Here is a 13,535-nt window from a genome sequence, read left to right as displayed (position 1 = left end):
TACTCCTTTTAAATAAGAAGGAGATGATGAACATCCCCTTCTCCTTATCCAAATATTTATAAAGACAACTGTTTAATGCTTTTTACCACTGTAATCGTAAGTTACCGTTACTATCAAAAGTACCTTTGTGTGTATCTTCTTGATAGTCATTATTCTCATTTGCATAATGCTCCGAGTATAGTCCTTTTGCACCAAAGGCGTTATATGCACCATTACTCACAGTTGCGTTTAATGCTCTTCCAGATTCATGGGATCCTAATTTATCTGAAGCGCTTTCAATATATGAATTATTTCCATTTGATTTAATAAAAGAAATTGCTACTGAACAACGAGATGCATTTTGATTCGTAGTAGTTTGAGCTCTGTAAGATAGTAGGTTACCGCTTTTGTGACCGCTTAGAGTTGGATAAAATGCACTTGTTGAGATTGATGTTGCTAATAATACTAAAGTCGTAATTGAAAAAACTTTTCCTTTCATTAACAATCACCTCATAAATTTAATAGTTTAGTAGCGCTACATCGTCATAATACCTCTCAAGTAAATTCTCCTCAATACGACGCCCCAATGTTTTACAAACTCTTTAAACACTTAAACATTCATACATTTTTTAAAAGTAACATAAGCAAGTAATACAAAAAAGACTGCAGAGAACTCCATCTCCACAGCCTAATTATTATTTTTGTAAGAACGCCTGTAAATCTGCAAATTGTCTCTTTGCATCTTCATAGCCTTGCTCGTATAAACTTTGTAGTTTTGCTGTATCTTTTTCCATACGATCTACTTGAAGCGGCACTTCTGGGCGAATAACAAATAAATTACCAGCTTGCTCTTCTTTTTCAATATAGTGAAGTGTTTCATTATACACTTCATAACGATTCAACATCGTGTTAACAAGATTCGGATATTTTTTATAAGCTTTTCCTGCAATCCATCCGAATTTTGATTTTTTCTTCGCGTAACCATGATTTCTCGTTAAAATAACGACTGATTTTTTAAATCCATCTTCCTGTGCTTTACGAACTGGAATTGGATCAGAAATCCCGCCATCTAATAACTGCTTACCACGATAATTTACTACTGGTGCAATGAAAGGCAATGAACTAGACGCTTGTAATAAATTTAGTGCATCATCATTCGTTCCTTCTTTCTCAAAATAAACAGATTGTCCAGTTTCACAATCCGTCGTTCCTACAAGGAAACGTTCTGGGCTATTAAAATATGTTTCAAAATCAAACGGAACATGCTTTTCTGGAATTTCATGAAAAATGAAATCCATATCAAATAGCTGACGTTTTCTCCATAAGTTTTTATACGACAAATATTTCGGATGTGATGCATAATCAATATTGACCGTTTTATTTCTATTTCTTTGTCTGGAAAGATACGACGCTGCATGACAAGCACCAGCTGATACACCGATTACATATGGAAAATATAAATCTTGTTCCATAAAGTATTCTAATATCCCACCCGTATATACACCACGCATACCGCCGCCCTCTAATACTAAACCCGTATTTTCAAGCATGTTACTCGCTCCTCTATATATATTGACTCTTTAATTATTCACCATGTTAAGTATCTTTTTCTATTATATATGAGTTCTTTCAGAAATTATATTCAAAAGACTTGAGAAAAAGGAGTTTTTTATTCCAATTATATTTCCAAATGATCGGAGACATCCTTTATAAACCTTTGAATAAAGTCTTGCTCTTCTTTCGTATATCCATCTAAAAGTAACAGCCACTTTTCTTCAGCTTTTTTATGCAATTTTTCATGAGCTATATATATTTCATTTCCACTTTCCGTTAAACGGAAGAAGATTTCCTTCTGATTATCTAACATTTGCATCTTCTCAACGAATTGCTTTTGAAACAACTTCGTACAAATTTTAGAGATTGCTCCCTTCGTCATGCCCATTTCTGTCGTAATTGCCGTTACATTCATCAAACCATTTTTTCCGATACATTCGATTACATGTAACTCAGATAAAGACATACTACTTACACCTGTCTCATAAAGAAACTTCTCGTTTTGTCGTTTTAAATGTTCTTCTTTTTTATGCAAAAGTGTACGAATGTCCGACAGTATTTCCATTTGCTTCGTTGTATGCTTCAATCCGTTCGCCTCCTAAGTTTCCAAAGAAACAATTTAACTATATACCATTTTAAAAAAAAATTTTCATCTTTACAAGTGAGAAAATCATGTTAAAATAAATTTAGTTTCCAAGGAAACTAAAATACAAGGAGGTTAAAAAGATGAAAAAATCTAAACTAACTTTCATTTTATATGTTGTCTGTATTAGTGCCTTACTCGGTTCCTTCGCTCAAAATATTTACACACCTATCTTACCGATGATTCAAAATTCTTTTCACACTTCTCTTTATCTTGTAAATGTAACAGTTTCACTTTTCACATTCGTTCTTGCAATTATGCAGCTCGTATATGGACCTTTAATTGATACAAAAGGGAGAAAATCTGTCCTTATCCCTAGTTTAGTCATTAGTACAATTGGTTCAATCGGATGTGCTTTTTCGGCAAACATTTATTTATTTCTCTTTTTTAGAGCTGTTCAAGCTATAGGAATAGCGGCTATACCTGTAGTTTCAGCAACGATTATCGGCGATTTATTTGAAGGAAAAGAACGCGGAGAAGCGATGAGCCTATACCAAATGTTACTTGCCCTCGCACCTGCAATGGCTCCACTCATAGGTGGTTATCTTGGCAGTATAAATGGTCACTTATCTGTATTCCTCTTTTTATCTACACTTGGCATTATCTTATTAATTATAAACATTTCACTACTTCCAGAAACAAAGCCAAATGTAATTAAGCAGTCTAAAGCACAAAAGAATTACTCTCTTATCTTAAAAAATAAAACTGGATTTTCTATTACTCTTATTGGCTTCATTCAATTTTGTATTTACTTTTGCTTTCTCGTTTTTTTACCGAACATTTTAACAAATTCATTTCATCTAGCTGCAAGTGAAATTGGTCTTGTGTTTGTACCAATGTCTCTTTCTATCATGCTAGGAAGTTTTTGCTACAAGTTTTTTCCAAAACGCCTCACAACAAAGCAAGCTTTATTTATTACGAGTTTCTTCAATATTATATGTGTCGTTTTATTCTCTTTCACATATAGCATCAATATCCCATTCATCATTATCGTTACATCTTTGTACGGTTTTAGTATGGGACTTTCTATGCCAACTCACACTACTTTATTAACAGAAGAATTCGTGCAAGAACGTGCAACAGCTATCGGTATGTACAACTTCATCCGCTATCTCGGTATGAGCACAGGGCCACTTCTAGGTGGATTTCTTTTATTTAACCAAAATTACTTTTGGATTTTCTTCCTAGGTGCAATTATGTTTTTACTTGTAATCTTATATGCAATGAAAATGCTAAGTTTTCATGCTGTACAAAAAGTAAAATAGAGCCCCCAAAAAGGTCGGCTCTATTTTACCCTCTTTGATCCGCAACAATATGAATATCAATATACTTTGTTTGTCTCATAATTTCATTTACAATAGAGCCTTTTCGTATTTCTTCCCACCTTGTTCTAGCCGATTGTCCAAGTAAAATTTGCGTTACCTGTAATCTTTTTGCGGCTTCAATAATAACATCTGCTGGCTTTCTTCCTTTCGCCTCTTCTAATACAAAACTCGCATCAAATTGATTCGTTAACGATTTCCACTCTTCAATTGTTTGTTTTTTACCTGCTGAAAGAGAATCTATATTTTCCCTCTCAACGTTTAATACGTACAATTCAGCATTTAACCGATCAGCCATGCGCCATCCCCGTCGTATTAATTTCTCCGCTGTTGAACTGTATTGTACACAAACAAGAATTTTTTCTTTTACGCCAATCGGTTCTATTACTGTTTGGCTAATTTTCTCGTCCATATCATCTGCCACTTCACGAAGTGATAATTCCCTAAGTGCTCCTAAATTATTAAGCGTAAAGAAATTTTGTAAACTTTGCTGAATTTTTTCTTCTTTATATATCTTTCCGTCTATTAGTCTCTTCCTTAATACCTCGGGCGTTGCATCAACGAGCTGAATTTCATTTGCTTTTTGTAAAATAAAATCTGGAATTCGTTCTCTTACTTTTACATTCGTAATTTGAGCTACAATATCATGAACACTTTCCAAATGTTGAATATTAAAAGCTGATAATACCGATATACCAGCCTCTAACAATTCCTGCACATCCATATAACGTTTCTTATGTTTAGAACCAGGAACATTACTATGCGCAAGTTCATCCACTACAACAACTTGCGGCGCACGTTTTATAATTCCTTCCACATCGAGTTCATAAAATACCTTTCCTTTATACTGTATTTCTTTCAAAGGAACTTTCTCTAAATCAGCAATTGCTTCTTCTGTTTCTTTTCTCCCGTGCGTTTCAATTAAACCAATTACAATATCAATTCCATCTTTTTTCATTTCTCTTGCATCAAAGAGCATTTTATAACTTTTTCCTACGCCTGGAGCTGCTCCTACATATAGCTTTAACTTTCCCCGATTTTGTTGCCGAATATATTCTAAATATTCCTCTGGCGTTCGCCTTTGAAACTTCGGTTCATAATCATCTGCATACAAAATAAACACTACCTTTCATTCGAAACAACGCTACCTCAATCCGTTAGATTGAGGTAGCACTATTACTATTTCATTAATTTCTGTAATGCTAAATTTAGCTTTAAGACGTTCACTCGATCTTCTCCAAATAAACCAAGTGCAGTACCTTCTGTTTGATCTTTAATCAATTGATCAAGTTTTTCTTTCGGAATATTCGTTAATTTCGAGATACGATCCACCTGCACAGAGGCCGCCTTTGGACTAATATCAGGATCAAGCCCTGAACCTGAATTTGTCACTAAATCTATCGGTACTTCTGTAACTGGAACAGCTGGATTTTTTTCCTTCCAGTCCACAATACTTTTCTCTACTCGTTTTGCTAAATCTGGATTAGATGGTGCATAGTTATTTGAACCAGATGCTTCAGCCTTATATTCAATACTAGAAACACGCCCTTGAAAATAACGTGGATCCGTGAAGTTTTGCCCGATTAATTTAGAACCAATCACTTCATTTTTATCATTATATATTAGACTTCCATCCGCATTATCCTTCATCACGGCTTGTGCAATACCAGTAACAATAAGTGGGTATACAAGTCCACACAACACTAGAAATGTAAAAGTAATACGGATAATTGGTGATAGTATACTTTGTTTCTTCTCCATCTTTTTCCCCTCTTCCTTATATGAACAAGCCGACAATTATATCAATTACCTTAATTCCAATGAATGGAACAATCACTCCGCCAAGTCCATAAATAAGTAAGTTTCGGCTAAGCAATGCATTAGAACTCATCGGTTTATATGCGATACCTTTCATCGCTAACGGAATGAGTAGTGGAATAATAACAGCGTTAAATATTAATGCTGATAAAATCGCTGACAGTGGTGATGTTAACTTCATTATGTTTAGTGCTTCCATTTGCGGAATCGCAAGTGTAAACATTGCTGGAATAATTGCAAAATATTTCGCTATATCATTCGCAATACTAAATGTCGTCAACGCACCACGTGTCATTAACAATTGCTTCCCAATTCCTACAACCTCAATAATTTTCGTTGGATTCGAGTCTAAATCAATCATATTTGCTGCTTCTTTCGCAGCTGTCGTACCACTATTCATCGCTAATCCAACGTCAGCCTGTGCTAATGCCGGAGCATCATTTGTGCCATCACCTGTCATCGCTACAAGTTTCCCTTTATCTTGCTCTGCTTTAATAACAGCAATCTTATCTTCTGGTTTACACTCGGCAACGAATTCATCTACCCCTGCTTCTTTTGCAATCGTTGCTGCTGTTAACGGATTATCACCTGTACACATGACCGTTTTAATCCCCATTTGGCGCAACTGTTCAAAACGCTCACGCATACCCGGTTTTACTGTATCCTTTAAATAAATTAAACCGTAAATACGATTATCTACTGCAACTACAAGTGGTGTTCCGCCCTCTTTTGAAATTAAGTCTGCTTTTTGATTTACATCTTTCGGAATTGTTCCACCTTGTGACCCAACCCATTCAATAACGGCACCGACAGCACCTTTTCTCACTTTCGTTCCGTCTTGTAAATCAACACCACTCATTCTCGTTTCTGCTTTAAACGGAACAAACTCCCCTTGTTCTGCAAGTTCTCTATTATATGATATAGATTTTCCCTGCACATACTCGATAACAGATCGACCTTCTGGCGTTTCATCTAAAACAGAACTAATAGCGGCCCACTTTCCAACTTGCTCAATCGTTTCATTTCCTACAGGCAATAATGTATGAGCCATCCGGTTCCCAAAAGTAATTGTACCTGTTTTATCTAAAATAATTGTATTAATATCGCCCGCAGCTTCTACTGCTTTCCCTGACATCGCTAGCACGTTAAATTTTGTCACCCGGTCCATCCCAGCAATACCAATCGCTGATAGCAAACCACCAATTGTCGTTGGAATTAAACATACTAACAATGCTACGAGTACAGCTGTATCAATTTGAAAACCTAAATAATTTGTAAAAATCGGCAACGTCACAACGACGATCAAGAAAATAAGAGTTAAGCTCGTTAATACTGTATTTAAAGCAATTTCATTTGGCGTTTTTTGACGAGCAGCTCCTTCTACTAAAGAAATCATTTTGTCGATAAATGATTCACCAGGATTACTCGTAATGACAATTGTAATTTCATCACTTACGACCATCGTTCCACCTGTTACGGAACAAAAATCACCGCCTGCTTCTTTTATAACAGGAGCTGATTCCCCTGTAATTGCAGATTCATCTACAGATGCTAATCCTTTGATTACTTCGCCATCATTCGGAATCATTTCTCCTTGTTTTACGATAACAACGTCACCTTTTCTAAGATCAGTTGCTGAAACTTGGACAATGTCTCCATTTTCTTTTACAACATTTGCAAACACATCTTTCTTCGACTGCTTTAAAGAATCGGCTTGCGCTTTACCACGACCCTCTGCTAATGCTTCTGCAAAATTCGCAAATAAAACTGTAAATAATAGAATGAGAGAAACTGTTATATTAAACCATCCTGGTATACTACTAGAACTGCTTGGAAGAAAAGATAAAATGAACGTAATGATAAACCCAATTTCCACAACGAACATAATCGGATTCTTTATCATGACTTTCGGATTCAATTTCGCAACGGATTGTTTCATCGCATGTGTTACGATATCACGATCCATCGTTTTCGCTTGTCTAACTTCATCTTCTACAGCATGTATTTGTGACTTATTTAATTGTTTTTCTTTTACTACTACCGGTCTCATCATTTACCCTCCATTACTTCAATGTAAGAAATTCTGCAATTGGTCCGAGTACTAACATCGGGAAGAATGTTAATGCACCGACAATTACAATTGTTCCGATGAAGATACCACCAAATAAACTATTATCTGTGCGGAACGTTCCGACTGTTTCTGGCACTACCGTTTTTTCTTTCAGCGAAGCTGCCACAGCTAGCATCGTAATTAAACTAAAGTAGCGTCCTAAAAACATAACTAAACCAGTCGTAATATTCCAAAACGGTGTATTATCTCCTAATCCTTCAAATCCAGATCCGTTATTCGCAGCTGACGATGTATACTCATATACAACTTGCGTTAAACCGTGGAAACCAGAATGAGAAATAGCATCCGTCCCTAAATTTGTTGAAAGAGCTAATGCCGAAAATCCTAAAATGAGCAATGGATGAAATAAAATCGTGACCGCGATTAATTTCATTTCCTTACCTTCAATCTTTTCACCTAAAAACTCTGGTGTCCGTCCAACCATTAACCCAGATATAAACACCGCGATAATTGCATACATAATAATATTTACAAAGCCTGCTCCAACGCCGCCATACACTGTATTTAACATCATATTTACAAGTGGAACTAGACCGCCAATTGGTGTTAACGTATCATGCATTGTATTAACAGCACCAGTTTCAGCAGCTGTCGTTACTGTTGCGTATAGTGAAGAAAATACTGTTCCAAATCGTACTTCTTTCCCTTCTGTACTTCCTTGTACATGTTCGATACCCATTCCATTTAATGCCGGATTCCCGTTTAGTTCAGATGTCGTAATCGTTATAAATCCTAGTAAAAACACCATAAAAAGTGACACGAAAAGGATGCGGCCTTGTTTTTTATTTCCGACCATTCGTCCGTACGTAAATGGAAGTGCTGTTGGTAATAACATCATAAGCATCATTTGCAAAATATTACTCATTTGTCCTGGATTTTCGAAAGGATGCGTAGAGTTTGCTCCGAAAAATCCACCGCCGTTATTTCCAAGTTCCTTAATGGAAACGAATGATGCAACAGGTCCACGTAAAATACTTTGCTTTGCACCTTCAATCGTTTGTGCTGTAACCGCCCCATCTAACGTTTGTGGTACACCAAGTGCGACAAAAACTAGTGCCGCAATAAATGCGATAGGAAGAAACACTCTCGTTAACGCTCTCGTAAAATCAACGAAAAAGTTACCAAGTTCTTTTCCAGCAAGTCCTCTTATAAAAGCCATAACGAGCGCTAATGTCGTTGCTGGTGCCGCAAACATTAAAAATGTAATTCCGATTAATTGTGATAAATAAGATAAACCATTTTCACCGCTATAATGCTGTAAGTTTGTATCAGCCATAAAACTAATTGCTGTATTAAAAGCGAGCGTAGGCTCCATCCCTTCAATATGCGCTGGATTTAGTGGCAGCACACCTTGTAATCTGAAAATGAAGTATACGACAACGATCATAAATCCATTTAATAAAACTAATGATAATGCGTACTGTTTCCACGTTTGATTGTATGCTTTTACACCCGTAATTTTAAAAATAAGTTTTTCAAAAGGCCCGAATACTTTATCTAACGTTTTGCTACCTTGAAAAGCTTTTTCTAAATAAATCCCCGTTGGCTTTGCTACTAAAATAAACAAGAGCATTGTAATAATGACTGCAACCCAAATCATAATGAATGATTCCCCCTAATTAAAACTTCTCTGGATTTAATAATGCATACACTAAATACACTGTAATTGCTGCGACAATAACCGATAAGACAATCATCATGATTGCTTTCCTTCTTTCACAACTTTATCTGACCAACTTGCAAGACTTGCCATCGATGCAACTAATAAAATAAAAATCCCGACCATTACAACATCTAACATAACTATCCCTCTCTTCTTTTTGTAAAAATTTACCATTAAAATATTAAAAAAGAACACTGAGCTCTACTCAGTGTTCAAAAAATGAACAACAAAAAGTAAACCTCCTCTCTAAACGCTTACGAGGTTAGCTGTCGGATTCGGGCCTAAAGAGTAGCCCTACTTTCAAAACTGAAAGATTCACCCCAAGTGACGATGCACAAAATTGGTTCCCCCGCTCCATTTCTGGAACTCAGCGATTTTAGGTTTTTTTGGAAATTTTATGAATGATTTATGAGAGTAAATATACTCCTCTATATTTCACTTGTAAAGGGCTAAATTTCTTAAAATAATAATATTTACATTCGTTTAAACGCTTACATTGAAGATTATTACTATTATTTCATCTATTTTCTTTATTTCTCTTCTCTTTTCTTAAAAATGACCTTTTAAATATGAAATAAAAAGAGCGAATGACATGAAGTGCATAGCTTGTTGCACTCAGCATTCGCTCTTTTTTATTCAACCTTTATTCTCCTCGTAAAAATGCACGTAAATTTCTCCCACGAATATAAACTTGTGTCAATTCTGCATGTAGCTGCTCATACTCGGTAATATCCATCTCTAAATACAAAGCATCTTTTGATGGTAATATAATATATGGCCCGGGAAAAAGGGGATCAATCTGAACCAATTCTTGAACTCGCTCTACCGATACTGCCCAACGATTTGCTATATCTCCAAGTAATAGTACCTTCATCATTTCTTCCCCCGCCCTATTCAAAAAATAAAAAAGAAATATTATCACAATTTGTAAACACGACAAACTTAGCTCCAATTGTTTCATAGAGCCTCGCTGGATATCGTTTATTCCTTGTAACAACAGTAATAGGTGCTTGAAAAGAAAAACGAATGTGTTCTGTGAAGAAACTAACGATTGGAAGCTCATCCCCTAGTAAAATCACCTTCTTAATGCACTCACAAATACTAGTAAAATCCTGCTCCTTACTACAACTATAAGTCCAATCAAACCCACAATTCCTAACTTCAGCCGCTACCTCTTCATTTGCTGTAAAAATAATTAACTCATGCTGAAATGCAACTAGATCTCTTAAACTATTTACCTTACTTTCTTCTCCAACACAAATAAGTGTTAGTTCCATGTACCTCATCCTCCTTAGTATAAAAGAAATCAAACATAGATTGATATTCCCCTATACTAATCAGATCGATGAAGTGATGTATCCATCATGGCACCGTCCTCTCTCAAGACGCTTACGAAGTTAGCTGTCGGATTCGGGCTTTGAGAGTAGCCCTACTTTCAAATTTGAAAGATTCACCCCTAGTGACACTGCACAAATTGGTTCCTCCGCTCCATATAATTGGACTCAGCGTTTACAAAAAAATATATTCTGGCTGATATATTACTCCTGTATTTTGAAAAAGTAAACAGAAAAAAAGCCAGTTATAAAACTGGCTTTTCACTTACCTATACACGCGTTCTATTCACTTTATACGCAAAATGATTCGTCGGTCCATGACCACTACCAATATTCAATGGCTCTTCAATTGCTATACTAATAAATCGTTTTGCTTCTTGAACAGCATCTTCAATTGAGTATCCTTTCGCAAGTCCTGCTGTAACCGCTGAAGCAAATGTACACCCACTTCCGTGCGTTTGCTTTGAAGGAATTCGCTCGCTTCTAAACTCAATAAATTCTTCTCCATCAAAGAGGAAATCAATTACTTCATTACCTTGATATTCTGCATGTCCGCCCTTCATAAGCACATATTTAGCACCTAATTCGTGCAATACTTTTGCAGCTTCCTTACTATCTTCAACATTATGAATCTCCATCCCAGTTAACACTTCTGCTTCTGGAACATTCGGTGTTATAACGGTTGCTACTGGTAATAAATATTCTTTTAATGCATGAACTGCTTCTTGCTGTAATAATGATGCACCGCCTTTTGCGATCATAACGGGATCTAGCACAATATTATTCCAGCCAAATTTTTTAATTTGTTCTGCAACAATTTGAATTATTTCACTACTAAATAACATTCCTAGTTTCACTGCATCTGGTGTTAAATCCGTACCAATTGAATTCAGCTGTTCTGTAATACCTTCTAACGGAACAGGATATACCCCTTGAACGCCAAGCGTGTTTTGAGCAGTAATTGCCGTAATAGCCGTCATTCCGTATACACCAAGCTCTTGGAATGTTTTTAAATCCGCCTGAATTCCAGCACCGCCGCCACTATCAGATCCTGCAATTGTTAAAGCTTTATTCACTTTCATCCCACTCATCCTTTTCTATCCAAAATAGCGATGATAAATCGTTTTTGCTTCGCTTATATCTTTCGTTCCATGTACGAGCACACGGCCATCTTTAAAGGCGACTAACCTCTTGTCTTCAACAGAAAATGATAATAAATATGGATTTACATTTAAATCATTCACGCGACCTTCCAGCAACTCTTTATATTGTTCAAAATTCATTTCTTCTTTATGAGGTGGTCTAATTTGAACTGTATTTCGCCCGCATAAAACTGCTGTTTTTGATGTGTTCTCTTTATTTAAATACGGATACAATGCATTCTCTCCACATGAAGGACAATTATGCTGGCGAAGCTTTTGTACATTCATACATGAATACTCATTCTTCCACATATCAAACGATACAAGCCCATCTCGAAGTGATTCGTAATCTTCTACTAACAGTTTAAGAGCTTCTGTTACTTGATGAGAAACGACAAGAGATACAGCAGGTGATATAATACCCGCTGTATCACATGTTGCCCCGCCAAGCGGAATCGACTGTAATAAACATGATAAACATGGTGTTTTACTAGGAAGGATTGTGTAAGAAAGACCGTAACTACCTACACATGCACCGTAAATCCATGGAATAGAATATTTTTGTGCTATATCATTCACAATAAAGCGTGTTTCGAAATTATCAGTCGCATCAATCATTACATCAACGTTTGTAACAAGTTCTTCTAGCTCTTCAGCTGTTACATCTTGAACGAGAGCTTCTATTGTTACATCGCTATTAATCTCTTCTAAACGTTTTTTAGCCGCTATAGCTTTTGGAAGATTATTCTTTACGTCGCTCTCTGCATACAATTGTTGTCTTTGTAAATTACTCCAATCTACATAATCACGGTCAACAATTGTTATCTTGCCAACACCTGCTCTTACAAACATCTCTGCATTTGCACTACCTAATGCACCTGCACCGATAATAAGCACATGCTTTTCTCTTATCTTTTGCTGTCCTTCTTCTCCAATTGGAGAAAATAGTTCTTGGCGAGAATATCGATTATTCAACTACGCTCATTCCTTCTAAAGGACTACTTGCAGTTGCACAACGCTTACGTGCAATACGACCTGCTTCAAATCCTAAACGGCCTGCTTCAATACTTAATTTCATTGCCTGCGCCATTTTAATAGGATCTTTCGCTCCTGATACAGCTGTATTTAATAACACGCCATCTGCTCCTAATTCCATTGCAAATGCCGCATCAGCTGGGCTACCAATACCGGCATCGACGATAACTGGTACTGTCGCTTGTTCAATAATGAAGCTCAAATTTAATGGATTTACAATACCAAGTCCTGATCCGATTGGAGATGCTCCTGGCATAATCGCATGCACGCCAAGCTCTTGTAATTTACGTGCTAATACAACATCATCAGATGTGTACGGAAGTACGATAAATCCTTCTTCCAGTAACATTTCAGATGCCTTTAACGTTTCTACCGGATCCGGTAATAACGTTCTATCATCACCAATAACTTCTACCTTTATCATGTCACAAAGCCCAGACGCTTTTGCTAATTTTGCAATACGAACAGCCTCTTCAGCATTTTTTGCCCCTGCTGTATTTGGTAATAACGTATATTTTTTCACATCAAGTTTCTCTAATAAATTAGGTTGCTTTGCATCAAAGATATCCATACGACGTACCGCAAACGTTAAAATTTCAGCTTCAGAAACGTCAATTGCCTTTTGCTGTACGTCAAAATCAGGGAATTTACCTGTTCCTAATAAAAGTCTAGAATGAAATGAAAATGGTCCAATGTTTAACATAATCAACCGCCTCCTACGAAAGTTACAATCTCAATTTGGTCTCCATCAAAAACAGATGTATCTGTATGATCATCTTTTTGTAAAATATCTTTATTACGCTCTACTACAACAATTCTGTTATCTAGTTCTAAATGTGTAAGTAGCTCAGCTACTGTTTTTACACTCGCTGGCACTTCAAGTTGGTTACCATTAATTTTTAACTTCAAACTTC

At 36.2% G+C, this 13,535-nt stretch carries 17 protein-coding genes and 2 riboswitches; of the genes, 1 reads left to right on the top strand and 16 read right to left on the bottom strand.

Annotated features, from left to right (window positions below):
* Window positions 1-82: 82 nt before the first annotated feature.
* The 3 genes from AC241_RS03990 to AC241_RS03980 form a co-directional block, all read right to left on the bottom strand.
* Window positions 83-478, bottom strand: coding sequence for a hypothetical protein (locus AC241_RS03990; RefSeq protein WP_000676983.1), 396 nt, complete (start codon window positions 476-478; stop codon window positions 83-85).
* Window positions 479-674: 196 nt separating this feature from the next.
* Window positions 675-1,529 (bottom strand): patatin-like phospholipase family protein, encoded by an 855-nt coding sequence (locus AC241_RS03985; RefSeq protein WP_016082786.1) that lies wholly within the window; start codon window positions 1,527-1,529, stop codon window positions 675-677.
* Window positions 1,530-1,657: 128 nt separating this feature from the next.
* Window positions 1,658-2,119 (bottom strand): MarR family transcriptional regulator, encoded by a 462-nt coding sequence (locus AC241_RS03980; RefSeq protein ID WP_029441660.1) that lies wholly within the window; start codon window positions 2,117-2,119, stop codon window positions 1,658-1,660.
* A gap of 140 nt (window positions 2,120-2,259) precedes the next feature.
* Here AC241_RS03980 and AC241_RS03975 point away from each other — a divergent pair, with 140 nt between their 5' ends.
* On the top strand, window positions 2,260-3,441 hold the full coding sequence (locus AC241_RS03975) for an MFS transporter (protein WP_050842607.1): 1,182 nt from the start codon (window positions 2,260-2,262) through the stop codon (window positions 3,439-3,441).
* A 25-nt stretch (window positions 3,442-3,466) separates the two neighbouring features.
* Here AC241_RS03975 and kdpDN read toward each other — a convergent pair whose 3' ends face one another.
* From kdpDN to thiS, 13 genes are all read right to left on the bottom strand, one after another.
* Entirely contained in the window at window positions 3,467-4,621 is a 1,155-nt protein-coding gene (gene kdpDN, locus AC241_RS03970; protein ID WP_080681700.1) for a KdpD-like non-kinase potassium sensor, read from the bottom strand.
* A 56-nt stretch (window positions 4,622-4,677) separates the two neighbouring features.
* A complete protein-coding gene (gene kdpC / locus AC241_RS03965; protein WP_050842605.1) occupies window positions 4,678-5,259 on the bottom strand; it encodes a K(+)-transporting ATPase subunit C in 582 nt (193 codons plus the stop codon).
* Between the two features lie 16 nt (window positions 5,260-5,275).
* A complete protein-coding gene (kdpB, locus tag AC241_RS03960; protein WP_029441657.1) occupies window positions 5,276-7,366 on the bottom strand; it encodes a potassium-transporting ATPase subunit KdpB in 2,091 nt (696 codons plus the stop codon).
* A gap of 13 nt (window positions 7,367-7,379) precedes the next feature.
* Window positions 7,380-9,047: a potassium-transporting ATPase subunit KdpA gene (gene kdpA / locus AC241_RS03955; RefSeq protein ID WP_050842603.1), complete on the bottom strand. Its 1,668-nt coding sequence runs from the start codon at window positions 9,045-9,047 to the stop codon at window positions 7,380-7,382.
* Window positions 9,048-9,066: 19 nt separating this feature from the next.
* A complete protein-coding gene (gene kdpF / locus AC241_RS03950; RefSeq protein WP_223153441.1) occupies window positions 9,067-9,144 on the bottom strand; it encodes a K(+)-transporting ATPase subunit F in 78 nt (25 codons plus the stop codon).
* Window positions 9,144-9,248, bottom strand: coding sequence for a SipW-dependent-type signal peptide-containing protein (locus AC241_RS03945; RefSeq protein ID WP_000887894.1), 105 nt, complete (start codon window positions 9,246-9,248; stop codon window positions 9,144-9,146). Before AC241_RS03945 ends, kdpF begins: the two co-directional genes overlap by 1 nt.
* Window positions 9,249-9,347: 99 nt before the next feature.
* Window positions 9,348-9,493, bottom strand: a riboswitch (cyclic di-AMP (ydaO/yuaA leader).
* Between the two features lie 134 nt (window positions 9,494-9,627).
* Window positions 9,628-9,750 carry a hypothetical protein gene (locus AC241_RS35655; protein WP_001034421.1) on the bottom strand — a complete coding sequence of 41 codons (123 nt, stop codon included), beginning with the start codon at window positions 9,748-9,750 and terminating at the stop codon, window positions 9,628-9,630.
* Between the two features lie 3 nt (window positions 9,751-9,753).
* A complete protein-coding gene (locus AC241_RS03940; RefSeq protein WP_002025339.1) occupies window positions 9,754-9,987 on the bottom strand; it encodes a hypothetical protein in 234 nt (77 codons plus the stop codon).
* A gap of 13 nt (window positions 9,988-10,000) precedes the next feature.
* Entirely contained in the window at window positions 10,001-10,387 is a 387-nt protein-coding gene (locus AC241_RS03935; protein ID WP_029441656.1) for a hypothetical protein, read from the bottom strand.
* Window positions 10,388-10,480: 93 nt separating this feature from the next.
* Window positions 10,481-10,628: riboswitch (cyclic di-AMP (ydaO/yuaA leader) on the bottom strand.
* An 85-nt stretch (window positions 10,629-10,713) separates the two neighbouring features.
* A complete protein-coding gene (gene thiD, locus AC241_RS03930; RefSeq protein ID WP_029441655.1) occupies window positions 10,714-11,526 on the bottom strand; it encodes a bifunctional hydroxymethylpyrimidine kinase/phosphomethylpyrimidine kinase in 813 nt (270 codons plus the stop codon).
* 15 nt (window positions 11,527-11,541) lie between these two features.
* On the bottom strand, window positions 11,542-12,561 hold the full coding sequence (gene thiF / locus AC241_RS03925; RefSeq protein WP_016082795.1) for a thiazole biosynthesis adenylyltransferase ThiF: 1,020 nt from the start codon (window positions 12,559-12,561) through the stop codon (window positions 11,542-11,544).
* Window positions 12,554-13,324, bottom strand: a complete 771-nt coding sequence (thiG, locus tag AC241_RS03920) for a thiazole synthase (RefSeq protein WP_000931981.1) — start codon at window positions 13,322-13,324, stop codon at window positions 12,554-12,556. Before thiG ends, thiF begins: the two co-directional genes overlap by 8 nt.
* A gap of 2 nt (window positions 13,325-13,326) precedes the next feature.
* Window positions 13,327-13,530, bottom strand: coding sequence for a sulfur carrier protein ThiS (thiS, locus tag AC241_RS03915; RefSeq protein ID WP_016082796.1), 204 nt, complete (start codon window positions 13,528-13,530; stop codon window positions 13,327-13,329).
* Window positions 13,531-13,535 lie beyond the last annotated feature (5 nt).

Origin of the sequence: Bacillus thuringiensis, from assembly GCF_001182785.1 — a bacterium.
Lineage (GTDB): Bacteria > Bacillota > Bacilli > Bacillales > Bacillaceae_G > Bacillus_A > Bacillus_A thuringiensis_S.
The sequence above is the reverse complement of the archived record's forward strand: the minus strand, read 5'-3'. Positions and strand labels throughout refer to the sequence as shown.

Bases quoted from the DNA above. Each gene is read 5' to 3' on its own strand.
- AC241_RS03990 (WP_000676983.1), bottom strand. From the start codon at position 478: ATGAAAGGAAAAGTTTTTTCAATTACGACTTTAGTATTATTAGCAACA.
- AC241_RS03985 (WP_016082786.1), bottom strand. From the start codon at position 1,529: ATGCTTGAAAATACGGGTTTAGTATTAGAGGGCGGCGGTATGCGTGGT.
- AC241_RS03975 (WP_050842607.1), top strand. From the start codon at position 2,260: ATGAAAAAATCTAAACTAACTTTCATTTTATATGTTGTCTGTATTAGT.
- kdpC (WP_050842605.1), bottom strand. From the start codon at position 5,259: ATGGAGAAGAAACAAAGTATACTATCACCAATTATCCGTATTACTTTT.
- kdpB (WP_029441657.1), bottom strand. From the start codon at position 7,366: ATGAGACCGGTAGTAGTAAAAGAAAAACAATTAAATAAGTCACAAATA.
- kdpA (WP_050842603.1), bottom strand. From the start codon at position 9,047: ATGATTTGGGTTGCAGTCATTATTACAATGCTCTTGTTTATTTTAGTA.
- kdpF (WP_223153441.1), bottom strand. From the start codon at position 9,144: ATGATTGTCTTATCGGTTATTGTCGCAGCAATTACAGTGTATTTAGTG.
- AC241_RS03945 (WP_000887894.1), bottom strand. From the start codon at position 9,248: ATGTTAGATGTTGTAATGGTCGGGATTTTTATTTTATTAGTTGCATCG.
- AC241_RS03940 (WP_002025339.1), bottom strand. From the start codon at position 9,987: ATGATGAAGGTACTATTACTTGGAGATATAGCAAATCGTTGGGCAGTA.
- AC241_RS03935 (WP_029441656.1), bottom strand. From the start codon at position 10,387: ATGGAACTAACACTTATTTGTGTTGGAGAAGAAAGTAAGGTAAATAGT.
- thiD (WP_029441655.1), bottom strand. From the start codon at position 11,526: ATGAAAGTGAATAAAGCTTTAACAATTGCAGGATCTGATAGTGGCGGC.
- thiG (WP_000931981.1), bottom strand. From the start codon at position 13,324: ATGTTAAACATTGGACCATTTTCATTTCATTCTAGACTTTTATTAGGA.